Source organism: Mesorhizobium sp. NFR06 (assembly GCF_900115245.1).
Taxonomy (GTDB): domain Bacteria; phylum Pseudomonadota; class Alphaproteobacteria; order Rhizobiales; family Rhizobiaceae; genus Mesorhizobium.
Genome location: NZ_FOVT01000009.1, coordinates 125,841 through 150,337, shown reverse-complemented (window position 1 = coordinate 150,337; position 24,497 = coordinate 125,841). Strand labels below are relative to the sequence as shown.

Here is a 24,497-nt window from a genome sequence, read left to right as displayed (position 1 = left end):
CGCCGCTAGGCTCGTAGGCTGGGCGGCGGTCGGCCTTTGACGGGCTGGCGCACCACCGACCGGCGACCTCCTCCTTGAAAGTGACCGGCCGGAAATTCCGGCCTGAGTAGCTACCCGGCCGCGACAGCCTATTGCTGGCAGGCCGGTTCGCCCTCCTGCCCGCAAGACGGCTTCTTCCTGGGGTGCTGCTGCGGCTGCGGCTGCTCCTGCGGGAGACGCCGCTCCTGTATCTGCGGCCTCGGCTGCGCACGGAACTCAGGCCTCTGCTCCGATCTCTGCGGCCGCAGTACTTGCTCGTTAGGCCTTTCCTGCCTGAACTGGCGCTGCGCATTCTCGTTCGGTCTGTTGATCTTGAAGTTGCGCTGGACGTTGACTTCCGGGCCGGCGGAGCCTTCATCGCTATTCTGCAGCCGGCGGAATTTCCTGCTCCTGTCGATCCTGTTGGCCGGGCCCTGGTTCTCGTCGGAGAATACGTCCGGATTGTTCCTCCTGAGCCGCTTCTGCATGCTCGGCCCGTTGTCGGCCGGCTCACCATTGACGGTGGGCAGCCTGCGGAACTTCCTGCCCTTGCCGCTCTCCCTGGCCGCGCTCTGATTTTCGTCGGAGAACACCTCCGGATTATTCTTCCTGAGACGCCGCTGCACGCTCGGCCGGTTGTCGGCCGGCTCACCGTTGACGGCAGGCAGCTTGCGGAACCTCCTGCCCTTTTCGTTTGCGCCAGCCGAGCCCTGATCGCCAGGTTCGACAACGGACCGGCCGGTGGACAAATCCTTGCGTGTCAGCTTCCTCGGTTTGCGGTTGTCCTGGCCGGACAGCGCGTTCGGGTTGTTCTTGCCGAACCTCTCCTGCGCGCTCGGCTGGTTCTCGGCCGCCATGCCGTTGACGGTGGGCAGCTTGCGCAACTTCTTGCCCTTTTGCTGACCCGTGCCCTGCTCTTCGGTCCCAGCGGCACCGGCATTTCCCGTCGCTTCCTGGTTGCCGCCCACAATGCCTTGCTTGTCGAGCTGCTTCCTAGGCTTGTTGCCTTGCAAATTCTGGCCGTCAAGCGTCGGCTTGCCTTTGACGAGCGGCAGCCTCGTGCCGTCCGCTCCAGGCAGGGCGTGGTCGCGCGACAGCTTGCCGGTCGCGGACCGGGTCTCCGACTGCGGAGTCGCGGCGCCAGGCTGCTGGCCCTGGATAACACGCTGACCAGGCTTCGGCGGCAAGCCGCTCTGTTGCTGACTGAATGGGGCCTGACGAGATATGGCCGCCCTCTTCTGCAGCAGCGGCGGCAGCGCGACTTTGGCCGCCAGCGCATCCGCGCGGGCACCAGCGGCGCCTCCGGTCGTCGTCTGGCCTGTGCTGCGGTCAACCTGAACACCGGCGCTTGGCTGCACGGCCTGATTGATGGTCTCGTTTTTGATCGTCGTGTTGATGTTGTTGATGACGGTCGTGTTGTGGATGTTTTTGAAGATAATGTCGTTCGGCGGCGGCACGATGTGGCGTGGCGGATTGATGAACACGGGTATCGGCACGAAGACCGGCGTCGGCAGGACGAAGACATCGACCGGCGGCGGCGGTGGCTCAAGCACGATGAATTCCGGCGGTGGAGGCGGCAGGAAGATCACCGCGATCGGCGGCGGCGGTTCGAAATCGAAATCGGGATCGTCGAAATAGAGCACCGGACGGTCGATATAGACGATCTCCTCCGGCGGTGGCGGCGGCACGTCATAGATGATCACGGTGAAGTTCTGCGGCGGCTCGAGCTCGGCGTCGAAATGCTCCAGCCGGCGGCGCGCATCCCAGGCATGCGGACCATGCGGATAGCGTTCGAGATACGACCAATAGGCTTCCGGCGTGTCCTCCTGCCAGGTCTCGCGCCAGGTGATCGCTTCGCGTCGCGCGGCGATGATGGCGCGCACGCGCTTGGCCATCGGATCGTGCGGATAGGCGACGAGGAAATCCTCGTAGCCGCGCATCGTGTCGCGATCGAGGGCCGCGACATAGGCGTCATGGGCGTCGAAATCGCGGATTTCCCTGGTCCGGCCGGCCTGGGATTCCGCTTCGGAAACCTTCGGCGCCGGCGCGTCCGGCGCACGCTCGAAGAAGACGAAGGGCGCGGTGATCCTTGAAGCGCTCCACGGCAGTTCTCCGCCTTGGGTGACTTCACTGACGCGCAGCCGCGTACGGTCGAAAACGTCTTGCAGCGGCAGACCGCCTTCGCGCATCATCTCGGCAAGCGCCTGAGCGTACGCGCCGTACGGGCCTTTGCCCTCGGGTGCGACCGTTCCGGGAGCGGCGTTGAAGGCAATCAGCATGTTCGGATCCGGATCGACCAATGCCAGGCCACCGGCAAGCGGTTCTTTCATCCGCGGAAAAGCATTCGGGCGCGCCGCGTCGAGCACGATGATGTTGACCTTCGCCGGCTGCCCGGCCAGCGATCTGGTGACATCGGACATCCGCATTGCCTGAAGCGGCACGTCGTTTGGATTGGCAATCTGAGCATCGACCGGCAGGAAGTAGTTCTCGCCCTCGAACTGCACGCCCTGGCCGGCGAGATAGACGAAGACGACGGCGTCCGGACCGGCGGCCGACACTTTGGCCATGAAATCCCGGAACGCGCCGCGCAGCGAATCCTGATCCACGTCGCGCGCGCCGACCACGTCAAAACCGGCTGCCTGCAATGTCTGTCCGATCAGGCCGGCGTCATTGGCCGCCGTCGCGAGTTCGCCGGTCTTGTAGGCGCCGTTGCCGATCACGAAAGCCAGCCGTTTCTCGCCCTGCGCAAGCGCCCCGGTCGTGGAACTGACCGCGAGAAAGGTCAGAACGACCATCAGGCCGAGGAACTTGAGAAGCGTTAGCATCGCAATCTGCTACCCATGCAAAGCAGTAAACGCCCGACAAGTCGAAACGTTTCCCGGTCTATCTAAATAAGGTCCGGCAAAAAGGCGGCTTTAGGGCGCGATTTCGTCGAAAGAACAGAGGCTTCAGTAATTTCGACGGAGTCCTCGGCCGTGGACTATCGGCGCCGTCTCGGCTTCTCCAGCAACGCCACGGCCTCGACATGCGGCGACCACAGGAACTGGTCGATCGGGGTGACGCTCTTCAGCGTGTAGCCGCCGTCGAGAAGAATGCGCAGGTCCCGCGCAAGAGTCACTGGATTGCACGACACGGCGGCGACCAGCGGCACGTCGGAGCGGGCGATCTGCTTCGATTGATCATCGGCGCCGGCGCGCGGCGGATCGAAGACCAGGCCGTCGAAAGCGTTCAATTCCTTGAAGGTCAGCGGGCGGCGGAAAAGGTCGCGGCGTTCGTTGGTCACGCGTTTCAGGCCGCTGGCGAAGCGGAAGGCGCGGTCGAGCGCGGCGAGTGCCGCGGCATCGCCTTCGACGGCATGAACCTCGGATTTTGCGCCAAGTCGCAGCGCGAAGCTGCCGCAACCGGCAAACAGATCCGCGACCTTTTTCGCCCGCGACAGATGCTGGCCGACCAGGCTCGCCATCGTCTGCTCGGCGGCTTCCGTAGCCTGCAGGAAGGCGCCGGGCGGCAGGGCGACTGGGACCGATCCGAACTGCACCACAGGCTTCTTCGGCTCGACGATGATCTCGCCATCGACGGAAAGCCTCGCCAACCCCTGCGCGATGACGAAATTCGACGCAATGCGGCGCTGGTTGTCGCCAAGCTTGCCGCCATCCTGCACGGCGACGTCCAGGCCTGATGCAGTGACGGTAACTGTCATGTGAAACGCCTTTGGCGTCGCGCAGACCAATCCGGCCAGGGCGCGCAGAGGATCGAGCGCCGACACGATCGCCGGCTGCGAGATCGGGCATTCCTCGATCGGGATGATTTCGGACGAAAGCGCGCGCACGAAGCCGAGCAGCATGCCGGCTTCGGCGCGCCTGGCGCTGAACGTGACGCGACGGCGGCTGTGCGGCGCGCAAGGCACCAGCGCGTCGATCTCGCAAGCGATGCCCTTGGCCTTCAGCGCCTGCGCAACCTTCCCGCGCTTCCACTGCCGGTAGGCCTCGGCTTCGAAATGCTGGAGCGCGCAGCCGCCGCATTCGGTGAAATGGCGGCAGACCGGATCGATCCTGAGCGGCGAGGCTTCCAGCACCGACGTCAGTGTGGCGCGGTCCTTCTGCCGCGCGGCGGTGACCGTTTCGCCCGGCAGCGTGAACGGGATGAAAACTTCCTCGCCCTCGGCATTGGCAATGCCGTCGCCCTGCGAGCCCAGCCTTGCGATCGTGAAACGTGTGCTCATCGCGATCCCGCGTCCTTTATGGCGGCGAGCAGGAACTCGCGATTGCCGTCGCCACCTTCGATCGGCGACGGATGCAGCCCCAGCACGCGCCAGCCTGGAGCGCCGGCGAGCCAGTCACGCAGCTTCTGCGCGATGCGCTCGGCATCGGCCGGATCTTTGAGCAGGCCGCCCTTGCCGATCGCCTCGCGGCCAGCCTCGAATTGCGGCTTGACCAGAAGAATTGCGTTGGCGCCGTTGCCCGCCAGTTGCAGGGCGGGCGGCAGCGCCAGCTTCAGGGAGATGAAGCTGACGTCGCAAACCAGGAAATCGGGCACGCGGCCGCCGAGATCGGCCGACGTCAAATCGCGGGCGTTCAGCCCCTCGATCGCCGTCACACGCGGGTCACCGGCAATGTCGGGACGCATCTGGCCGTGCCCGACATCGATCGCGGTGACGTGCGCTGCGCCGCGCTTCAGCAGCACCTGGGTGAAGCCGCCGGTCGAGGCGCCGATATCGAGCGCCTCGCTGCCGGCAGGGTCCAAGCCGAAACGGTCGAGGCCGGCGATCAGCTTCAGCGCCGCGCGCGACACATAGGCCTGGGCCGGATCGTCGATTGCGATCAGGCAATCCGGCGCGACGGGCTGGCCGGGCTTGCGGGCAACGGTGCCGTCCACGGTGACCGTGCCGCGCTCGATCGCGTCGCGGGCACGCGAGCGGCTGGCGAACAGGCCGCGCCCGACGAGCAGTTCGTCGAGCCGCTGGCGCCGGCTGGCTGGCAAAGCGGAATTCATCGGCCTTCATTGGCGAAAGCCGGGCGCGAAGGCAAGGACATAGACCGCCTTGCCGACCAGCGCAGCCCTCCGGCACTATGCCGGGGTGAAGCGCCGACCAGGGAGGAGGACGATGTTGAAGGGAACCTGCCATTGCGGCGCCGCCCACTGGACGCTGGAAGGCGATCCCGGTGGAATCACCGCCTGCAATTGCACGCTTTGCCGCCGCTACGGTGCGCTATGGGCTTATGATTATGTCGACGAGCGCATACGCGTTGCCGGGCCCATCGGCTCCTACACGCGTGCCGGCAAGGACGATCCATCGCTCGAGATTCTGTTTTGCCCGACCTGTGCTTGCGTTCTGGCCTGGCGCGGTCTGCGTTCCGGCAAGAGCGGCCGCATACGCATCGCCGTCAACGTCAGGCTGGCCCCACCGGAGGAAGTCGCCGACCTGCCGATCGATCATTTCGACGGGCTCGACAGTTTTGACGACCTGCCGCGCGACGGCCGCTGCGTGCGCGATATGTGGTTTTAGAAAACGGTTCGCGAGACGCGGCGCTCGACGGCCGGCGCCAAGCCATTGTTGCCGGAAGCTTCCTTGCGCGGTGCCTCGACCGGCGTCGGCGCGGCTGATGTCGCTTCCGGCACTACGACGAGTTGAGGAACCTGCTTGTAGGAGAAGCCGCCGCGGATGTTGCCCATCTTGCCGGCGACGATGTCCAGCACCGCCTTCTCAAGATTGCGGTCGTAACGAGTTTCGGCTCCCGCCGGCGCGGCCATGGCAACCAGGAAGGCCATGCCGCAAAGGAACGACTTCATTGTTCTTGTCCCTGCCTAGGACCAAGGTCTTAGCAGAGCGCCGTTGAAAATCGGCCAAGAGACAGGGTAAGCAAACCGCCAAACGGAAGCGTTAACAAAAGGTTACAGCCGGAAGCCGGCAAACCGATTCAGTGCGTTAAGGCTTTGATTCAGGCGCGCTGCGCCTGCACGCCGCGGCCGAGCGCCGCGAAGACCGTGCGCACGATGCCGGCCGAATCCAGGCCGGCGTCGGCATACATCTTCTCCGGCTTGGCATGGTCGGTGAACACATCGGGCAGCACCAGCGGGCGAACCTTGAGGCCGCTTTCCAGCAGACCTTCATGGGCGAGGAAGTGCAGCACCTGGCTGGCGAAGCCACCGATGGCGCCCTCCTCCACCGTCACCAGAACTTCGTGCGAGCGAGCAAGCCGCCGGGCGAGATCCTGGTCGAGCGGCTTGGCGAAGCGGGCGTCGGCAACGGTGGTCGAAAGGCCAGCCGCGCCGAGTTCCTCGGCAGCAAGCAGGCAATCCTGCAGCCGCGTGCCGAAGGAAAGCAGCGCGACCTTGGTGCCCTCCTTCAGGATGCGGCCCTTGCCGATTTCGAGCAGCGCGCCGCGCTCCGGCATGTCGACGCCGACGCCATTGCCGCGCGGATAGCGGAAAGCGATCGGGCCTTCATCATATGAGGCAGCGGTGCGCACCATGTGACGCAGTTCCGCCTCGTCCGCCGCGGCCATGACGACGAAGCCCGGCAGCGAAGCCAGGAAAGTCGTGTCGAAAGCGCCGCAATGGGTGGCGCCGTCAGCGCCCACGAAGCCGGCACGGTCGATCGGGAAACGCACCGGCAGTTTCTGGATCGCCACGTCGTGGACGACCTGGTCGTAAGCGCGCTGCAGGAAGGTGGAATAGATGGCGGCGAACGGCTTGTAGCCTTCGGTAGCCAGCCCGGCGGCAAAGGTCACCGCGTGCTGCTCGGCAATGCCGACATCGAAGGTTCGCTTCGGAAACACCTCGCCGAACAGGTCCAGGCCGGTGCCGCTCGGCATGGCGGCGGTGATGGCGACGATGCGGTCGTCCTCGCGCGCCTCCTGGATCAGGCTCTCGGCGAACACCTTGGTGTAGGCGGGCGCATTGGCCGGTGCCTTGGCCTGCGCGCCGGTGATGACGTCGAACTTGTTGACGCCGTGATATTTGTCGGCCGCGGCCTCGGCTGGCGCGTAGCCCTTGCCCTTCTGGGTCACGACATGGATCAGCACCGGGCCGTCGCCATTGTCGCGGACATTCTTCAGGACGGGAATGAGGTGCTCCAGATTGTGTCCGTCGATCGGGCCGATGTGGTAGAAGCCGAGTTCCTCGAACAAGGTGCCGCCGGTGACGTAGCCGCGCGCATGCTCGACCGCGCGGGTGATGGCACGGTCGGCGCGCTTGCCGAGATAGGAGGTCAGCTTCTTGCCGAATTCGCGCAGGCCGAGATAGGCCTTGCCGGAGGCGAGCCGCGCCAGATAGGCGCTCATCGCGCCGGTCGGCGGCGCGATCGACATGTCATTGTCATTGAGGATGACGATCAACCGGGCGTCGAGCGCGCCGGCATTGTTCAGCGCCTCGAAAGCCATGCCGGCCGACATCGCGCCGTCGCCGATGACGGAGATGACGTTGTTGCGGCCGCCCGCAAGGTCGCGCCCCATGGCCATGCCGAGCCCGGCCGAAATCGACGTCGAGGAGTGCGCGGCGCCGAACGGGTCGTATTCGCTCTCGGCGCGCCGGGTGAAGCCGGAGAGACCGCCTTCCTGGCGCAGCGTGCGGATGCGGTCGCGGCGGCCGGTCAGGATCTTGTGCGGATAGGCCTGGTGGCCGACATCCCAGATCAGCCGGTCTTGCGGCGTGTTGAAGACGTAGTGCAGCGCGACCGTCAGCTCGACGACGCCAAGGCCGGCGCCGAGATGGCCGCCGGTCTGCGATACGGCGTCGATGAGTTCGGCGCGCAGTTCAGCGGCAAGCCGCGGCAGCGCGCTCTCATCAAGCTTCCGCAAATCCGCCGGAATGCGGACCTTGTCGAGGAGCGGCGTCACGGGCTTTTGGTTCACTCAGGCGCGACCTGCTGAAATCCGTTGAACAGGGCGCTAGCAGTGAATTGCGCCATAATCATGCGCGGGCATAGGCCGGCTCGAGGTGAATGTAAATGCGCGTCAGTGACGCGCATTTTTTCGCCGCCCGCCATTTTGCAGGCCGGCCTCACCTGAATATCGGCGCGCCTTAGCCTTCCGGCAGCGGAATGAACTCCTCCTCATCGCCGGGAACGATATCGAAGCGGCCCGTCTTCCATTCCTGCTTGGCCTGCTCGATGCGCTCTTTCGAGGATGAAACGAAATTCCACCAGATGTAGCGCTTGGAGCCAAGCGAGGCGCCGCCGAACAGCATGAAATGCGCGCCGCGTTCGGACGAGACGACGATCTCCTCACCTGGCTTGAACACCAGAAGCCGCTCCGCCGGGAAAACATCGCCGGCGATCGAGATCTCGCCTTCCAGCGTGTAGATGGCGCGTTCCTCGGCATCGGCGGGAATTTTCACGCTGGCGCCTGCCGCCAGGCGCAAATCGGCATAAAGCGTGTCCGAAGCGGTCGCCACGGGCGAGCGCAGGCCCGACAACGCGCCGATGACGACGCGGCCGCTGACGCCTTCGGCATCGATCTCGGGCAGGCGGGCCACCGAGGTGTTTTCGAACACCGGGGCAATCTCCTCCTTGCCGTCCGGCAGCGCCAGCCAGGTCTGCAGGCCGGAGACCGACATCGGCGCGCCGCGCAGCTCCTGTGGCGTGCGCTCGGAATGAACGATACCGCGTCCGGCGGTCATCAAATTCACGTCGCCCGGCGCGATCACCATTTCGGTGCCGAGCGAGTCGCGGTGCCTGATCTTGCCGTCGAACAGATAGGTGACGGTGGACAGGCCGATATGCGGATGCGGGCGCACGTCGAGCGCGTGGCCGGCACGCAGGATCGCCGGGCCCATGCGGTCGAAGAAGATGAACGGTCCGACCAGCCTTCGCTTCGCCGTCGGCAGGGCGCGCCGCACCTCGAAGCCGCCAATGTCCTTGGCGTTGGGAATGACCATCAATTCGATCTGATCGCAAGCGAAGGCATCGCCGGGTTCAGGATCGTTTCCCGGAAAGAAGCTCATGACTGTCCCTCAGGCGAAACGAAGCGCCGACCTGGCCTTGGCCTTGGCCGCCTCTTCCTCGCGATTGCGCGGTTCCTGGTTGGTTTCGAGCGCGTCAATCAATTCGCGCGCAGCGGCCGCGATTGCTTCCACGGCGTGGTAGAAAGCATGTTCGTTGCGCTTCGAAGGTTTCGTCGAGCCACTCAGCTTGCGCACGAACTGAAGTGCTGCATCATGCACCTCGTCATTGGTCGCCGGCGGTTCAAAATTGGCCAAGGTCTTGATGTTGCGGCACATGGCTTGAACTCCTTACCTGCTTTCCCTTTTCCTGCCCGGTCTGAGATCATGCACCGAGGTGCATTGATATTCAGGTCAGTCGGCGTCCAGCGGCTCCGTTCCTACCGGCTTGCCGTCGCGCGACAGCCTGATCTTCTCGACTTTGTCCTCGGCTGCCTTGAGCAGTCGGTCGCAATGGGCCTTCAGCGCCTCGCCGCGCTCATAGATCTTGATCGACTGGTCGAGCGGGACGTCGCCGCGCTCCAGATCATCGACGATCTTCTCCAGCGCGTCGAGCGCTTGTTCGAAGCTCATCGCCTTGACGTCCTCATTGCCTTCAACAGCCATAATTCATCCCTTCATCAGCCGCCCGACATGGGCGGCGACTGAAAATGCCAGTCCCTGCAGATCGTAGCCGCCTTCCAGCAGGCTGACGAGCCGGTTGCCGCTGTGGCGGCCGGCGCGTTCCATCAGTTGGCCGGTCGCCCAGTCGAAATCGTCCTCGGTCAGGTTGATCTCGGCGAGCGGATCGCGATGGTGCGCGTCGAACCCGGCTGAAATGATGATCAGGTCGGGCGCGAACGCATCGATGGACGGCAGCACGCGCGACAGGAAGGCGTCGCGGAACAGGTCGCTGCCGGTCCGCGGCGCCAGCGGCGCATTGACGATGTTGCCGGCGCCGGTTTCACTCTTTGCGCCGGTGCCCGGATAAAGCGGCATCTGATGCGTCGAGCAGTAGAGCACCGACGGATCGTCCCAGAAGATGTCCTGCGTGCCGTTGCCGTGGTGGACGTCCCAGTCGACGATGGCGACGCGGTCGGCCTGGTGCTTCTTCTGCGCGTAGCGGGCGGCAATCGCCGCCGTGTTGAACAGGCAGAAACCCATCGCCGTGGTCTTTTCGGCATGGTGGCCGGGCGGGCGGGCGGCGACGAAGGCGTTGGCGGCACGGCCTTCGAAGACGTCGTCTATCGCCGCATTGGCGCCGCCGATCGCGGTGATCGCGGCCTGCCAGCTCTTCGGGCTGGCGCTGGTATCGGCATCGATCGAGACGATGCCGGTCTCCGGGATGGCGGCGCGCACGCGCTCGACGAAGGTCTCGGGGTGCGCGTAAAGGATCGTCGCCTCGTCGCCTTCCGGCGCCTTGACGCGGTCGAGCGCCGAAAACGCCTCATCATCCAGCACGCGTTCGATGGCGCGCAAACGGTCGGGCCGCTCCGGGTGGCCGGGCGGCGTGATGTGTTCCAGGAAGATCGGGTGCGTGTAGAGACGGGTGGCCATGGCGCCTAATCTAGGCACCCGCGGCGTGGATGACCATGTTTGCGAGCCGAATGGCTGGGGAAAATTGCGTCAGCCTGTGTCGCCCGCGCCATTGGCGAGGGCCAAGCTTCGCGGTAAGGTCACATCGCTGCCTGGTGCCCGCGCCGCGGGAGAATCGGGAACACGGTTGAACTCCGTGGCGTGCCCAACGCTGTGAGGGGGACCGCGCCGGCAAAGCCACTGTCGATGACGGGAAGGCGCCGGATGCGGGAGGATCCCGAGCCAGAAGACCGGCCCGGCAGACATGGTTTCCCGCTTGGTCAGGCGGGTGACTGCTTGTCGCAAGGGGAAAAGCGATGACGGCACCAGCGATCGCCGCGAGCGGCGACGATTTTGACCTATCGGCGCGCGACGCCGTTTACCGGGCGATGTTCACCAGGCGCGACGTGCGCAGCCATTTCATCCCGGACGATCTCGATGACAGTGTGCTGGCGCGCTTGCTCACCGCCGCTCACCACGCGCCGTCGGTCGGCTACATGCAGCCGTGGAATTTCATCGTCATCCGCGACGCCGAGCGACGCAGGCAGGTGCGCGACCTGTTTCTGGCCGCGCGCGAGCGAGAACTGCCGGCGATCGAGACGGAACGGCAGGCGCTCTACAAGAAGCTGAAACTCGAAGGCATCTGCGAAAGCGCGCTCAATCTCTGCATCACCTGCGACCGGCAGCGGTCAAAGGACTCGCCGCTGGGGCGCTGGCACAATCCGGAAATGGACCTCTACAGCACCGTCTGCGCGGTGCAGAATTTCTGGCTGGCGGCCCGGGCGGAGGGCGTCGGCGTCGGCTGGGTCAGCATCATCGAGGCGCAAGCGCTCAAGCAGCTTCTCTCGATCCCGGAGCATGTCACGCCGATCGCCTATCTGTGCGTCGGCCGCGTCTCGGCTTTCGCGCCCAAGCCGGACCTCGAAGCGCATGGCTGGGGCAAGCGCCTGCCGCTGCCCGAGCTGGTGATGAGCGAGACTTTCCGCGGCGCCGGCGAGGCGCCGCTGAAATCGGCGATAGCAAGGCTCGTCGACCCGCAACCTTGATCGGGGCCTCTTCAGGCGCTGCCAATCAAGCGGCGCGGGGCGTATCCCAGCGCGAGCCGCTGCCAAGGGAGCCGAGTGCCTTGTCGCGCAACTCCCTGAACTTGGACGAGGTCTCGGCGAGCCGGCGGTCCCAGTCGGGGTTGGGGACCTGGCCCTCGATGGCTTCGAAATAGACCTGCATCAGCGAAGCGATAGCGAAGGGCTCGATGAAGGCGGCCTTGAAGGCCCAGGCAAAGACGATGGCCAGCACGAAGGCCCAGCCGGCAAGCTCACCCGGCATCACCCACAGGATGGCAGCCGCGGGGGCCAGCATCAAAAGGAAGATGACGAAGGATACGCCCCACATGATCACCGCCAGCCAGACGGCGTTCTTGACCATGTGCTTGCCATTCTGCGCGTAAAGCACGACGCCTTGCCGCGCCGTCTCGAAGGGCGAGTTCGAATTGATGCGGATGTTGTAGCCGAGGATGATCTCGTCGACATAAGTCAGCGACAGCCGGATCACCGTGTTGACGAAGCTGACCAGGCCGCTCAAGCCCGGAATGGGGCAGGAAGGCCGCAATGCCGCCGATCAGGCCGGTGATGGCGCGGATGGCGCCCTTGACCAGCTGGTCGACGACGAAAAGGATATTGGCCTCGGCGAAGCGCTGGGTAACCACTTCCTTGGCATAGGCGATCTGGTTCTGCCCGTCGGGCACGTCGTGGCCGTCGATCAGATGCACCATGACGGCGATATGGCCGGCCTTGAGCACATAGAGGATGTATTCGCGGATCCAGTAGACGGCGATCGAGACGACGCCGAAACCGACCACACCGCCCCACAGCGCAAAGGACGTCGGGCCATCGGGATCGGTCGATATGTGACCAACGCCATAACCGACGCTGGCGCCCGTACCGGTCGCCATGATGTAGGCGATCGTGATGCCGAAATAGACCATCATGCGAAAGACGATGAACGGCCATGTCCGCATCATGATCGACACCGACCTGGCGATGCTGAAGTCCCACATGCCCCGACTCTCCACCCTTCAAGAGTTGGCGCGAGAGGATGCGCTTGCGCCGGGGAAAGTCAATTGCGGCCACGGCGCGCGACGCCCAAAACCGGTGCACAAGCCCGACCGGCGCCCCGACTACATGCCTCAGGCCTTGTTGAGCAGGCCTTCAAGCAGTTGCTTGAACGCCGTGATCGCCTTCTTCGACGTCGCTTCCGGGTCCGTCGAATTGGCGATGCGCTGCGCGGCCTGGCTGCTGGCGCCATTGATCAGCCGTGCGGCCGTCTCGGGGTCGAGGCCGGGAACGACAACCCCTTCTTCCTGCAGCCTCGTCAGATGGTCGCTCATCGAGGCGATGCAGGCATTGGCGTTCGGCCATTGCGCCGGGTCGCCGAGCACGGCCGGACCGTCGCGGAACATGATGCGCTGGATCTCCGGCTCCAGCGCCATCTCGATATAGGTGGTGCATTCGTCGACGAAATGCTGCCAGCGGGTCGGCGCTTTCGCAGCCACCTCGTTCACCCGCACCGCCATTTCAGCGTCGATCTCGGCGATCACCGCCTGCAGCAGCCCCTTCTTGTCGCCGAAATGATGGTAGAGCGCGCCGCGTGTGAGACCGGCCGAGGCAGTGAAATCGTCCATCGAGGCGTCGGCATAGCCGATCGTGCCGAAGGCATGGCGGGCGGCCGCGATCAGCTTGGCGCGTGTCTCGGCGATCATCTCCTTGCGCGGTCTGTGCATTACGTCTGGCCCTATTAACATACGTCCCGTATGCCAATTGACATACGCAGCGTATGAACTATCTGACGTCCATACGCCGCGTATGTAGTTGCGGCTTACCGCCTTGTCGAGGAGCAGGATCATGCGAAACCCCTATTCGGACATCTTTCGGGCTCCCGGCACGAAAGGCTTTGCCGCTGCCGCCTTCATGGCGCGGCTGCCCATCGCCATGGCGCCGATCGGCATCGTGGCGATGCTGTCGCAGACGCATGGCGAATACTGGCTGGCCGGCGCGGTCTCCGCGACCTATGCGCTGGTCAACGCCTTCCTGTCGCCGCAAGTGTCGCGGCTGGTGGACCGGCACGGCCAGACAGCCGTGGCCACACCGATGACGATCGTCTCCGTGCTTTCCTTCGCAACGCTGATCGCGGCAGCCAACCAGCACTGGCCGGTCTGGACCTTGTTCGGATCGGCGCTGCTCGCCGCCGCCATGCCCAGCGTCCCGGCGCTGGTCAGGGCGCGCTGGACCGAGATCTTTCGCGACCGACCCGAGCTCAACACGGCCTTCGCCTTCGAATCGGCCGCGGACGAATTGGTCTATGTCGCCGGCGCCTCGCTGTCGGTGGGCTTGAGCGCCGCGCTGTTTCCAGAAGCCGGCATGGTGGTTAGCACGTTGCTGCTGGCGCTTGCCTCGGCGGCATTCCTGCTGCAGCGCTCATCCGAGCCGCCTGTCCGCCCGGCCGAGCATGGCGCGGCCGGTTCGGCGATCCGCCTGCGGCCGGTCCAGATCATCACCTTCGCGCTGGTCTTCGTCGGCGCGACCTTCGCCACCACGGAAGTCACCACTGTCGCCATCACCAAGGAGCTCGGCCAGTCCGAGGCCGCCAGCCTCGTCATCGGCGTCTATGCGCTGGGATCCTTCGTGCTCGGCATCATCGTCGGCGCGCTCAGCCTGAAGGCGCCGCTGCAACGGCAACTGGCGGTCGCGGTCAGCGTGATCGCGCTCACCACCCTGCCGCTGCTCTTCGCCGATACGGTGCCGACGCTGGCGCTCGCGGTCTTTGTCAGCGGCGTCGCGATCTCGCCGACCTTCATCACCGCCTTCGGCCTGATCGAACGCCACGTGCCGCCGGCAATGCTGACCGAAGGCGTCACCTGGGTGACAACCGGCATCGGCATCGGCATGGCGCTGGGCTCTTTTGCCGCCGGCTGGATGGTCGACAATTTCGGTCCGCAGAACGGGTTCTGGGTGTCGGTGGCGGCCGGCGCGATCGCCCTGGCCACGGTGCTTGCCGGGCAATGCCGGCTGGCGACGGACGATTGCGACGTGGACAGGGGCGCAGCGGTAATGCCCGCTGAGTGACGGTACGAACGTGCCGCCATCCGATGATCATTGCAGAGGTCGGAAGCTGGCCGTGGCCTCCGGGACTTCGTCATCCACGGGCGGAGCGACGCGAAGCGGAGCGCAGACCCGAGGATCCATTCCGTTACTTTAGCCGTAGAGCACAGCGGAGCAGAATTCTGCACCGTTGCAAGGCGTCAAGGTCACGGAATGGATCCTCGGGTCTGCGCGCGTCGCTACGCTCCTTGCTCCGCCCGTGGATGACGACTTCGCAGAGGCTTCGGCCAATCGCCTGTGCAGGCAAACCGTCCGCAGCACCGTTCCTAGGGCTCAGCCCTCGTAGACCTAAAGAATCTCAGTCCTGGCGATGTGGATGCCAAAGCCTTCGAGGCCGACATAGTGGCGCTCGCGCGAGGCGATCAGGTTGATAGAGGAAATGCCGAGATCCCTGAGGATCTGCGCGCCGAGCCCGATCTCGCGCCATTCGTTCTCGCGGCGGCGGGCTTCCTCGTGGTCCTCGCGGTCGCCGCTCTGCGGCCGCTTGCGCTCCTGGTGGGCGACGCCGACCGAGCCCTCGCGCAGATAGACGATGACGCCGCGCCTGCGCTCGCCCATCGCCTTCATGATGCCGTCGAGCCGATGGCTGGTGCCGAAAACATCGGTGACGACATCCTCCGAATGCAGGCGCACCGGCACCTCCTCGCCGTCGCGGATATCGCCGAAGACGACGGCGACATGGTGCATGGAATCCCAGGGCAGCGTGTAGGTGAAGACCTGCGCCTTGCCGCCGGGCGTGTCTATATCGGAGCAGGCGACGCGCTCGACCAGCGTTTCCTTGCGCTGGCGGTAGGCGATGAGATCGGCGACCGAAACCTGCTTGAGGCCATGTTCTTCGGCGAAGGCCTGCACTTGCGGCCCGCGCTTGACGGTGCCGTCATCGTTGACCAGCTCTGAAATGACGCCGACCGGCGGCAAGCCGGCAAGCTTGCAGAGATCGACCGCGGCTTCGGTATGGCCGGAGCGCATCAAGACGCCGCCTTCGCGCGCGATCAGCGGGAAGACGTGGCCGGGACGCACGAAATCCGACGGCCCAACATTGCCGTTGGCAAGGTTGCGCACCGTGAGCGTGCGATCGTCGGCGGAAATGCCGGTCGTGGTGCCGTGCTTGAAATCGACGCTGACCGTGAAGGCCGTGGTGTGCGCGGAATCGTTGTCCGCCACCATCGGCGCAAGGTTCAGGCGCCTGGCGTCTTCGCGCAGCATCGGCGTGCAGACGATGCCGGAGGTGTTGCGGACGATGAAGGCCATCTTTTCCGGCGTGCAATGGACGGCGGCGACGATCAGGTCGCCCTCGTTCTCGCGCCCGTCATCGTCCATCACGACGACGATCTCGCCGCGCTCGAAGGCGCGGATCGCTTCGACGATCTTCTTCTGGTCGTAAGACATGGAACGCTCGCTTCGCTCGCAGGGAATAGGAATTAGGCAACAGGCAGTAGGCAGTAGGGAAGAGAAAAGGTCTGGCTCGCCTACTGCCTATTCCCTGCCGTCTACTGCCTTCCCTGTCTGTCCTCTGTGCCGCAGATAATGATCGGCGATCGCGCAGGCAACCATGGCCTCGCCGATCGGCACGGCGCGGATGCCGACGCAGGGATCGTGGCGGCCCTTGGTCATCACCTCGACATCCTTGCCGTCCTTGTCGATCGACTGGCGCGGCGTCAGGATCGACGAGGTCGGCTTGACGGCGAAGCGCGCGACGATCGCCTGCCCTGTCGAGATGCCGCCCAGGATGCCGCCGGCATTGTTGGACAAGAACACGGGCTTGCCGTCGTTGCCCATGCGCATCTCGTCGGCGTTCTGTTCGCCGGTGATGCGGGCGGCCTCGAAACCGTTGCCGATCTCGACGCCCTTGACGGCGTTGATCGACATCAGGCCGGCAGCGATGTCCTGGTCCAGCTTGGCGTAGATCGGCGCGCCGAGCCCCGCCGGAACGCCCTCGGCGACGATCTCGATCACCGCGCCGACAGAGGAGCCGGCCTTGCGGATGCCGTCGAGATAGGCGGCGAACACCGGGACGGAAGCCGGATCGGGGGTGAAGAACGGGTTGTCGGCATCGCCGACGAAATTCCAGTTCCAGTTGGCGCGATCGATGGATTTCTCGCCCATCGAGACCAGCGCGCCGCGCACCGTCATGCCCGGCACCACCTTGCGGGCGAGCGCGCCGGCCGCGACCCGTGCCGCCGTCTCGCGCGCCGAGGAGCGGCCACCGCCGCGATGGTCGCGCAGGCCGTATTTGACCTCATAGGTGTAGTCGGCATGGCCCGGGCGGTACTGGCGGGCGATCTCGCCATAGTCCTTGGAGCGCTGGTCGACATTCTCGATCAGCATCGAGACAGGCGTGCCGGTGGTGATCATCGTCTCGCCGTCCTCGTCGAGGATGAAGCCGGACAGTATCTTGACCTCGTCCGGTTCGCGGCGCTGGGTGACGAAACGCGACTGTCCGGGCCGGCGCCGATCGAGCTCGGCCTGGATGTCCTCGCGCTTGAAGCGGATGCCGGGCGGGCAGCCGTCGACGACGCAGCCGAGCGCGGCGCCATGGCTCTCACCCCAGGTGGTGACGCGGAACAGGTGGCCGAAGGTGTTGTGAGACATGACAATGCGCCCTGCCCGGCGGCGGAGCCGGCAATCCAAAGTGCTGCAGCGTCCTTGCGCCTCCAAAGGACGCGCGGCGCTTCACGCTGCCTTCTATTGGCGTTTTCCACAGTGGTCAAACGGCTGCATCAAACTGTGATCCAGCGGATTTAGTTTTGACACATTCGGTTGGTTTCTGCTCTCTTCCCATCCGCCGTTGAGGACCCCGCCGCTGACCAGCCGGCGCAATGACAAAAGAGGACGACGATGCGTACCCTGATTGGCGCGGCTTGCGCCATGTTGTTGATTTCCACCGCCGCCGCGTTCGCCGGCCAGACCGAAGGCCTGATCAAGAAGGTCGACAAGGACACGCTGACGCTGACGCTGGACGACGGAAAGTCCTACAAGCTCAACGCCGAGACCGATCTCGACGCGCTGAAGCCCGGCATGGACATCGTGATCGCCTACGACGTGACCAATGGCGAGAACGTCGTGACCGACATGCAACTGCCGGACAGCGACGCGGATTAAGCCGCGCCGCGAGGTCGTGACGGCCTCGGAGGGTGGTACAGGACGACCTCGGAGAGTAGCCGGAACGCCGAATGCTTCGTCATCCCAGGGCGAAGCGAGGAGCGCTGCGGCGCGCGCAGACCCCGGGATAACGACGCTGAGGCATCTGCCTCATAGCCATTCCAGGCTGCGGCCCTCCAGCCGCAGCAGGCGATCCTGCTGGATCTCGAGGCTTGCCGCCTCCTGCTTCGACACCCCTTCCACAATCCGGAACAGGCAGCGCATGACGCCGCCATGGGTGACGCAGACCGTCCGCCGGTCGAGCGCCTCGAACCACGGTCTGATGCGTTCGAGCAGCATCTCGTAGCTTTCCGCGCCTTCGCCGGGCGGCTGAAAATCCCATTTCGCGGCGCGACGCCCGCGCGTCGACCCGGGGAGCCGCGCCTCGAGCTCCCGAAAAGTAAAACCCTGCCAGTCGCCGAAGCTCATTTCGACCAGACGCGGATCGGTGCGGTATGCGGAAGGATCGAGCCCCATCGCGGCGCGCATCAGTTCCATCGTCTCGCGCGTGCGCCGCATCGGGCTGGCGACGAAGTCGAAATCCTCGCCCTTGCCGATCAACGCGGCCAGCCGACGGCCGTTGCGCCTCGCCTGCTCGCGACCAAATGCGTTGATGTCCGTGTCGGCCTGGCCCTGCAGGCGGCGCTCAACATTCCACTCTGTCTGGCCATGGCGCACGATGTAGACGAGCGGATACATCAGGTCTTCCGAGGTCGGGCCAGGGCCTGGGACAGGGATCGAGGAGAGAAGGCTATTCCTTGACGGTCGAGATATCCGGGGCGTCGACCGCTTTCATGCCGACGACATGGTAGCCGGAATCGACGTGATGCACCTCGCCGGTCACGCCGCGCGACAGATCCGACAGGAAATAGACGCCGGAATCGCCGACCTCTTCCTGGGTGACGGTCTGCTTCAGCGGCGCGTTGTACTCGTTCCACTTCAGGATGTAGCGGAAGTCGCCGATGCCGGAGGCGGCAAGCGTCTTGATCGGGCCGGCCGAGATGGCGTTGACGCGGATCTTCTTGGCGCCGAGGTCGACGGCGAGATAGCGCACGCTCGCTTCGAGCGCCGCCTTGGCGACGCCCATGACGTTATAGTGCGGCATGACTTTTTCGGCGCCGTAATAGGTCAGCGTCAGCAGCGAGCCGCCATCCGTCATCAGCGGCTCGGCGCGCTTGGCGATGGTGGTGAAGGAAAACACCGAGATGTCCATGGTGCGCAGGAAATTGTCGCGCGTCGTCTCGACATAGCGGCCGGTCAGTTCGTCCTTGTCGGAGAAGGCGATGGCATGGACCAAAAAGTCGAGCTTGCCCCAGTGGCTGGCGATATCGGCAAAGACGGCGTCGAGGCTTTCCGGATCGGTCACGTCGCAATGGCCCGCGACATGCGCGTTTAGTTCGGCCGCCAACGGCTCGACACGCTTCTTGAAGGCCTCGCCCTGGTAGGTCAGCGCGATTTCGGCGCCGTGATCGGCGCAAGCCTTGGCGATGCCGAAAGCGATCGACCGATTGTTGGCGACGCCCAGGATGAGGCCTCGCTTACCGGCCATCAGGCCCTGTCCACCCGCCATGTGCAAGCTCTCCGCAAGAATATCCGCTGTGTGGAGAGCCCTATCGCACAGGCGCAGGACCCCTTCAAGCGCCCAAAAGACACTGTAACAGGAACAAAATTCCCGCAATCAGCCTTTTTGGCGGCGCATCAGGGCCTCGAGCTCGGCATCGCCGCCTTCCGGCAGCATCAGCCGCACATGGGCATAGAGATCGCCATGGCCGCCGGCTTTTTCAGGCAGGCCCCTGCCCTTGAGCCGCAGCACCTTGTCCGAGTTTGACCATGCGGGAACGTTGACCGCGAGCTTGCCGGTCGGCGTCTCGACCGCCACCTTGGCGCCGAGCACGGCGTCGGCCAGATCGACCGGCAGATCGACATGCAGATCGCGCCCCTCGATGCGGTAGCGCGAATGGCGGCGGATGTGGATCTTGACCAGCGCGTCGCCCGGCTGGCCAGGGCCCTGCTCGCCCTGGCCCTTCAGACGGATCGTCTGGCCGTCCTCGACATAGGCCGGCAGCTTGACCGCAACCTTGCGGCCGTCGGGGAACATCGCCGTCACCTTCTCGGCAGTCGCGGCTTCCTCGACGCTGATGTCCAGCGTGACGTTGAGGTCGGCCGCCTGGGCCGGCTGGCGGCGGTCGGCGCGGCCCGCGCCCCGCACGCCGGAAAAGGCATCGCCGAAGATCTGGCTGAAGATGTCGCTGTTGCCGTCGAACGGATCGCCGCCCGGACGGCCGGTGCGGAATTCGAAATGGGCGCCGCCCGGGCCCTGCTGGCGCCGGAAGCCGGCGAACGGGTCGCCGCCGGCAGCACCTTCAAAACCCTGGAATTTCGGCTTGCCCTCGGCATCGATCTCGCCGCGATCGTAAGCGGCGCGCGTCTTTTCGTCGCCGACGATCTCGTAGGCCTGATTGGCGGCGGCAAAGCGGTCCTTCGCCTTCGGATCATTCGGATTCTGGTCAGGATGATACTTCTTTGCGAGCTTGCGATAAGCCGATTTTATGTCCTTGGCCGATGCGTTCTTGGCAACGCCCAGCACCTCATAGGGGTCGCGCATGCTTCCTGCCTGCAAGAGAGAGTGATTTCACGGTTGCCCCCTATATGCGCTCGCATAGGAAGAAATTCCAGTGGTGCAAGAGGGATTGGCGGCTTAAAGGTTCGGCGCGCTGAAAGGCATTTGCACGACGCGCTTTCAAGTCTCTGCTTTGTGCATGTCGTTACCCCAAAACCGCTGCGCACTTTTGGGCGACAGGCAGTGGGATCACAGCGCCTTGAATTCCTGCATGCGCCAGCCGCCGGCCTCGGCAAGACACAACTCGCCCTTGAAGAGGGCCACGCCGTCGAAGCTCTCGCGCGTGGCGCTGAAGCGACGGCAGGTCAGCCCGCCATCTTTCAGTTCGACCATCTCGGTGATCGCGCCGCGCGACCCGGTGCCCGCATTGGCCCATGGCACCGCCTGACCTCCGAGCTCCCTGATGTCGGCGGAAGAAACGGCGTTGCCGATGGTGGTCTGGTCGGAATCCTCGTCGGCTACCGCCGGGGCAGCGGGCGATGACGGCGCGCTGGAGGTGACGATCGAGCGGTCGACCTCGGCCTTTTCCAGGCTGAAGCCTCCTGCGCCGCAGGCGGCAAGCGGGAGCGTCAATGTCACGAGCACGACCTTGACGCTGGCCGAAGCGATAACGCCCCATTGCCCGCTGTCAAAAGCTTGCGCGATACGCGACAATCGGCGAACTCCTCCCGCAATGTTAAAAATTTGGAAAACTATGAACGAAACCGAGTTAACAAGCAGTGACTTCACCGAGGCGGCGGAGCCTTTCAGGCTCTTTGCCGCATGGCTGGAGAACGCCACCAAGAGCGAGCCTAACGACCCCAACGGCGTGGCGCTGGCAACCGTCGACGCCGACGGCATGCCGGATGTGCGGATGGTGCTGCTCAAGGGGTTCGACGAAAAGGGATTTGTCTTCTACACGAATTTCGAGAGCGCCAAGGGCCGCGAAATTCTTGGCAGCATGAAGGCGGCCATGTGTTTCCACTGGAAATCGCTGCGCCGCCAGGTGCGCGTGCGTGGGCCGGTGGAGATCGTCAGCGATGCCGAGGCCGACGCCTACTACGCGACGCGGCCGCGCGGCAGCCGCATCGGCGCCTGGGCCTCGAAGCAGTCGCGGCCCCTGGAAAGTCGCTTCGCGCTGGAGAAAGCGGTGGCCGAGTACACGGCGCGCTACGCCATCGGCGACATCCCGCGGCCAAAACACTGGTCGGGCTTTCGCATCATCCCGCAGACGATCGAGTTCTGGCACGATCGTCCGTTCCGCCTGCATGACCGCATCCTGTTTTCCCGCAATGCCAGAGGCGGTTGGGACAAGACCAGGCTCTATCCTTGAAAGAACCGAAGGCGGAGAGCCTCAGCCTTTCTTGCGCGTCATGAAGGCGGTGAGCGCCGCGCGCGCCTCGTCGGATTTCAGCCGCTCGCGGAAATGCTCGCTTTCCACCTTGATGCGGGCAATCAGCGCTTCGCGCGGCTCGCGCATCAGGTCGCGCGCGATCTTCAGCGCCTGCGGCGGCTTGGCCGCGATCTCGTTGGCCGCGGCCAGCACCGCGCCCTCCAGCGCGTCTTCCTCAACCACATCGTAAATCAGGCCGGCCGCCTTGGCGCGCTCGGCGGAAAAGGCCTCGCCGAGGCCCAGCAGCGCGAAGGCGCCCTGCCGTCCCAGGATCTGCGGCGCAATCAGGCTGGAGCCGGCCTCCGGCACAAGGCCGAGGTCGACGAAGGGCGTGCGGAAAAGCGTGCGCGGCGTGGCGAAGGTCAGGTCGCAATGCAGGTTGAGCGTGGTGCCGATGCCGACCGCGATGCCGTCGACGCCCGACACCATCGGCTTCTCCGTCTTGGCCAGCGCCATCAGGAAATCCCAGACCTCGCTGCCGCCCTCGCCGCCGGTGGCGATGACGAGAAAGTCGGCAAGGTCATTGCCGGACGAAAAGGCGCCGGGCACGCCGAGGAAAACATGGACCCGAACCGCCGGATCGGTATCGCCTTCGGCGAGCGCCGCCGACATTTTCGCATACATGGCGCGCGTCAGCGCGTTCTTCTTGTCGGGACGGTTCATGCGGATGATCTGCACGGCGTCCCGGCGCTCGATGAGGATATGGTCGGTCAAGGTCTGTTCCTTCGAGTATCGGACGTTCAGGCTGAAATCAGCGCCTTGCCGGCGGCGGCGAGGCTTTCGGCGCCATCCATGACGCGCTCTTTCAGGGCGCGCGTCTCGCCAAGCAGGTTTTCGGCAAAGAAACGGCAGAGCGCGATGCGGCCACGGTCCGCCAGCCCGCCCTGCGCCAGATAGGCGCCGCCGGCGGTGAGCGAGATCAGCCGCAGATACGGCGTCGCGCCGGCCATAGCGGCGTCGGCCGTGCCGTCGGCCAGCAGCTTCTGCAGGAAGCGCGTCGCCTCGTCGAGATCGGCAAGCGCGCGGTCGAGATTGTCGGCGGCGCGGCCGAAGTCTTCGATGTTGGAGGTGCGCACCGCATCGGCAACCGCCTTGAGTTCGCCGATATAGCGATGCACATGCTCGCCGCCGCCGAGCGGCAATTTGCGCGACACGAGGTCGATCGCCTGGATACCGTTGGTGCCTTCGTAGATCGGGGCGATACGCGCGTCGCGATAAAGGGCGGCAGCGCCGGTCTCCTCGATGAAGCCCATGCCGCCATGCACCTGCAGCCCAAGCGAAGCGACCTCGACGCCGATGTCGGTCGAGAAGGCTTTCGCCAACGGCGTCAGCAGATTGGCGCGGTCGCGCCAATTGGCGACGGCCTCGCCCTCGGCGACACGCGCGCGGTCGATGGCGTGCGCGCAGGAATAGCTGATCGAGCGGGCGACCTGCGTCAGCGCCCGCATGGTCAAGAGATTGCGCTGCACGTCCGGGTGATGGACGATCGGCGCCATGCCGGAGCCGGCATAGTCGGACGCCCTGCCCTGGCGGCGCTCGTTGGCATAGGCGATCGCCTTTTGCGTTGCGGCCTCGGCGACGGCCACGCCCTGCATACCGACGGCAAGGCGGGCGTTGTTCATCATCGTGAACATGCAGGCCAGGCCCTTGTTTTCCTCGCCGATCAGCCAGCCGATGGCGCCGGGCGTCGCGCCTTGAAAACCGTCACCGTAGATCATGGTGCAGGTCGGCGAGGCATGGATGCCGAGCTTGTGCTCGAGGCCCGAACAGAAGACGTCGTTGCGCGCGCCGAGCGAGCCGTCGTCGTTGACGAAAAACTTCGGCACCAGGAACAGCGAGATGCCGCGCGTGCCGGCCGGCGCATCGGGCAGCCGCGCCAGCACCAGATGCACGATGTTGTCGGTGAAATCGTGCTCGCCATAGGTGATGAAGATCTTCTGGCCGAAGATGCGGTAGGTGCCGTCGCCGACACGTTCGGCGCGGGTGCGCAGGGCTGCGAGGTCCGAGCCCGCCTGCGGCTCGGTCAGGTTCATCGTGCCCATCCACTCGCCGGAGACGAGCTTGGCCAGATATTTTTCCTTCAGCGCCGCGGAAGCGTGTTTGTCCAGCGCCTCGACCGCGCCCATGGTCAGCGTCGGCCCGATGCCGAAGGCCATGGCGGCGGAATTCCACATTTCCAGCGCGGCGACGCCGAGCATGGTCGGCAAGCCCTGGCCGCCGAATTCCTCTGGCCCGGACAGCGCGTTCCAGCCGCCTTCGATCCAGCGCCGGTAAAGGTCTTTCCAGCCGGGCGGCGTGGCGACGGCCGCATCCTTCAGCACCGCGCCATGCTCGTCGCCGATCTTGTAGAGTGGAGCGACCTCCTCGCTGGCGAAACGACCGGCCTCGGCAAGGATCGCGTCGACGAGGTCCTCGCCGAGATCGCCGAAGATGCCGGCATCCAGCGCCGGCTTCAGCCCGGCCACCTGCTTCAGCGTGAAGGCGATGTCCTCGACCGGTGCGCGATACATTTCTGCTGCTCCTCCTCCGTTCCAGCCAATCGTATTACATGGCCGAAGCGAAACCATCCGTCGATCTCGCACCTTCTTTTTACGTAAACGTCAAATTTTGTCACGCGGATTTTGCATAAACGTAGTCATCCACGGGCGAAGCGGGAGCGCAGCGGACGCGCAGACCCGAGGAACCATTCCGTGAC

23 protein-coding genes, 1 pseudogene and 1 riboswitch are annotated in these 24,497 nt (G+C 65.0%); of the genes and pseudogenes, 5 read left to right on the top strand and 19 right to left on the bottom strand.

The genetic code is table 11. From position 1 onward, the window contains the following. Positions 1-128: 128 nt before the first annotated feature. The 3 genes from F3H96_RS17630 to F3H96_RS17620 all read right to left on the bottom strand — a co-directional run bounded on the left by F3H96_RS17630 (position 129) and on the right by F3H96_RS17620 (position 5,010). Positions 129-2,843, bottom strand: coding sequence for a caspase family protein (locus F3H96_RS17630; protein WP_149803000.1), 2,715 nt, complete (start codon positions 2,841-2,843; stop codon positions 129-131). A 155-nt stretch (positions 2,844-2,998) separates the two neighbouring features. After that, a complete protein-coding gene (locus tag F3H96_RS17625; protein ID WP_149802999.1) occupies positions 2,999-4,240 on the bottom strand; it encodes a class I SAM-dependent RNA methyltransferase in 1,242 nt (413 codons plus the stop codon). Continuing rightward, positions 4,237-5,010 (bottom strand): TlyA family RNA methyltransferase, encoded by a 774-nt coding sequence (locus F3H96_RS17620; protein WP_149802998.1) that lies wholly within the window; start codon positions 5,008-5,010, stop codon positions 4,237-4,239. Before F3H96_RS17620 ends, F3H96_RS17625 begins: the two co-directional genes overlap by 4 nt. 112 nt (positions 5,011-5,122) lie before the next feature. Between F3H96_RS17620 and F3H96_RS17615 the strand changes: the two genes are divergently transcribed. Continuing rightward, positions 5,123-5,524, top strand: coding sequence for a GFA family protein (locus F3H96_RS17615; protein ID WP_149802997.1), 402 nt, complete (start codon positions 5,123-5,125; stop codon positions 5,522-5,524). Here the strand turns inward: F3H96_RS17615 and F3H96_RS17610 are convergent. From F3H96_RS17610 to F3H96_RS17585, 6 genes are all read right to left on the bottom strand, one after another. Beyond that, positions 5,521-5,808: a hypothetical protein gene (locus F3H96_RS17610; RefSeq protein ID WP_149802996.1), complete on the bottom strand. Its 288-nt coding sequence runs from the start codon at positions 5,806-5,808 to the stop codon at positions 5,521-5,523. The two genes, F3H96_RS17615 and F3H96_RS17610, sit on opposite strands and share 4 nt — an antisense overlap. Before the next feature lie 149 nt (positions 5,809-5,957). Continuing rightward, positions 5,958-7,871 (bottom strand): 1-deoxy-D-xylulose-5-phosphate synthase, encoded by a 1,914-nt coding sequence (gene dxs, locus F3H96_RS17605; RefSeq protein WP_149802995.1) that lies wholly within the window; start codon positions 7,869-7,871, stop codon positions 5,958-5,960. Positions 7,872-8,040: 169 nt separating this feature from the next. Then, the gene (locus F3H96_RS17600) at positions 8,041-8,961 is read right to left on the bottom strand and encodes a pirin family protein (protein WP_149802994.1); all 921 of its coding nucleotides are present in this window, start codon (positions 8,959-8,961) and stop codon (positions 8,041-8,043) included. Positions 8,962-8,970: 9 nt separating this feature from the next. Then, positions 8,971-9,237, bottom strand: coding sequence for a DUF2277 family protein (locus F3H96_RS17595; RefSeq protein ID WP_149802993.1), 267 nt, complete (start codon positions 9,235-9,237; stop codon positions 8,971-8,973). Positions 9,238-9,312: 75 nt separating this feature from the next. Then, on the bottom strand, positions 9,313-9,564 hold the full coding sequence (locus F3H96_RS17590; protein WP_140681802.1) for an exodeoxyribonuclease VII small subunit: 252 nt from the start codon (positions 9,562-9,564) through the stop codon (positions 9,313-9,315). A gap of 3 nt (positions 9,565-9,567) precedes the next feature. Beyond that, a complete protein-coding gene (locus F3H96_RS17585) occupies positions 9,568-10,494 on the bottom strand; it encodes a histone deacetylase family protein (RefSeq protein ID WP_149802992.1) in 927 nt (308 codons plus the stop codon). Positions 10,495-10,609: 115 nt separating this feature from the next. Beyond that, positions 10,610-10,787, top strand: a riboswitch (cobalamin riboswitch). Between the two features lie 42 nt (positions 10,788-10,829). Here F3H96_RS17585 and bluB point away from each other — a divergent pair. After that, complete coding sequence (gene bluB, locus F3H96_RS17580; protein ID WP_149802991.1) at positions 10,830-11,558, top strand: 5,6-dimethylbenzimidazole synthase; 729 nt, start codon at positions 10,830-10,832, stop codon at positions 11,556-11,558. Positions 11,559-11,583: 25 nt separating this feature from the next. On the opposite strand, the pseudogene F3H96_RS17575 reads toward bluB, so the two are convergent. After that, a pseudogene (locus F3H96_RS17575) lies at positions 11,584-12,568 on the bottom strand (hypothetical protein). A 129-nt stretch (positions 12,569-12,697) separates the two neighbouring features. Beyond that, entirely contained in the window at positions 12,698-13,291 is a 594-nt protein-coding gene (locus tag F3H96_RS17570; protein WP_149802990.1) for a TetR/AcrR family transcriptional regulator, read from the bottom strand. A gap of 121 nt (positions 13,292-13,412) precedes the next feature. On the opposite strand from F3H96_RS17570, the gene F3H96_RS17565 reads away from it, so the two are divergent. After that, entirely contained in the window at positions 13,413-14,633 is a 1,221-nt protein-coding gene (locus F3H96_RS17565; protein ID WP_149802989.1) for an MFS transporter, read from the top strand. 324 nt (positions 14,634-14,957) lie between these two features. Here F3H96_RS17565 and ribB read toward each other — a convergent pair whose 3' ends face one another. Together ribB and aroC are read right to left on the bottom strand one after the other, a co-directional pair. After that, positions 14,958-16,058: a 3,4-dihydroxy-2-butanone-4-phosphate synthase gene (gene ribB, locus F3H96_RS17560; protein ID WP_149802988.1), complete on the bottom strand. Its 1,101-nt coding sequence runs from the start codon at positions 16,056-16,058 to the stop codon at positions 14,958-14,960. Between the two features lie 87 nt (positions 16,059-16,145). Continuing rightward, positions 16,146-17,261: a chorismate synthase gene (aroC, locus tag F3H96_RS17555; protein WP_149802987.1), complete on the bottom strand. Its 1,116-nt coding sequence runs from the start codon at positions 17,259-17,261 to the stop codon at positions 16,146-16,148. 246 nt (positions 17,262-17,507) lie between these two features. On the opposite strand from aroC, the gene F3H96_RS17550 reads away from it, so the two are divergent. After that, on the top strand, positions 17,508-17,771 hold the full coding sequence (locus F3H96_RS17550) for a DUF1344 domain-containing protein (protein WP_149802986.1): 264 nt from the start codon (positions 17,508-17,510) through the stop codon (positions 17,769-17,771). A 150-nt stretch (positions 17,772-17,921) separates the two neighbouring features. On the opposite strand, the gene F3H96_RS17545 is transcribed toward F3H96_RS17550, so the two are convergent. From F3H96_RS17545 to F3H96_RS17530, 4 genes are all read right to left on the bottom strand, one after another. Continuing rightward, positions 17,922-18,509, bottom strand: a complete 588-nt coding sequence (locus tag F3H96_RS17545) for a histidine phosphatase family protein (RefSeq protein WP_149802985.1) — start codon at positions 18,507-18,509, stop codon at positions 17,922-17,924. A gap of 52 nt (positions 18,510-18,561) precedes the next feature. After that, complete coding sequence (gene fabI, locus F3H96_RS17540) at positions 18,562-19,380, bottom strand: enoyl-ACP reductase FabI (RefSeq protein ID WP_149802984.1); 819 nt, start codon at positions 19,378-19,380, stop codon at positions 18,562-18,564. Positions 19,381-19,488: 108 nt separating this feature from the next. Next, positions 19,489-20,415: a J domain-containing protein gene (locus F3H96_RS17535; RefSeq protein ID WP_149802983.1), complete on the bottom strand. Its 927-nt coding sequence runs from the start codon at positions 20,413-20,415 to the stop codon at positions 19,489-19,491. A 204-nt stretch (positions 20,416-20,619) separates the two neighbouring features. Further along, the gene (locus F3H96_RS17530) at positions 20,620-21,084 is read right to left on the bottom strand and encodes an RT0821/Lpp0805 family surface protein (RefSeq protein WP_149802982.1); all 465 of its coding nucleotides are present in this window, start codon (positions 21,082-21,084) and stop codon (positions 20,620-20,622) included. Between the two features lie 40 nt (positions 21,085-21,124). On the opposite strand from F3H96_RS17530, the gene pdxH reads away from it, so the two are divergent. Beyond that, positions 21,125-21,742, top strand: coding sequence for a pyridoxamine 5'-phosphate oxidase (pdxH, locus tag F3H96_RS17525; protein WP_149802981.1), 618 nt, complete (start codon positions 21,125-21,127; stop codon positions 21,740-21,742). 21 nt (positions 21,743-21,763) lie between these two features. On the opposite strand, the gene F3H96_RS17520 is transcribed toward pdxH, so the two are convergent. Together F3H96_RS17520 and F3H96_RS17515 are read right to left on the bottom strand one after the other, a co-directional pair. Beyond that, a complete protein-coding gene (locus tag F3H96_RS17520) occupies positions 21,764-22,516 on the bottom strand; it encodes a crotonase/enoyl-CoA hydratase family protein (RefSeq protein WP_149802980.1) in 753 nt (250 codons plus the stop codon). A gap of 26 nt (positions 22,517-22,542) precedes the next feature. Then, positions 22,543-24,312 carry an acyl-CoA dehydrogenase family protein gene (locus F3H96_RS17515; protein WP_149802979.1) on the bottom strand — a complete coding sequence of 590 codons (1,770 nt, stop codon included), beginning with the start codon at positions 24,310-24,312 and terminating at the stop codon, positions 22,543-22,545. Positions 24,313-24,497 lie beyond the last annotated feature (185 nt).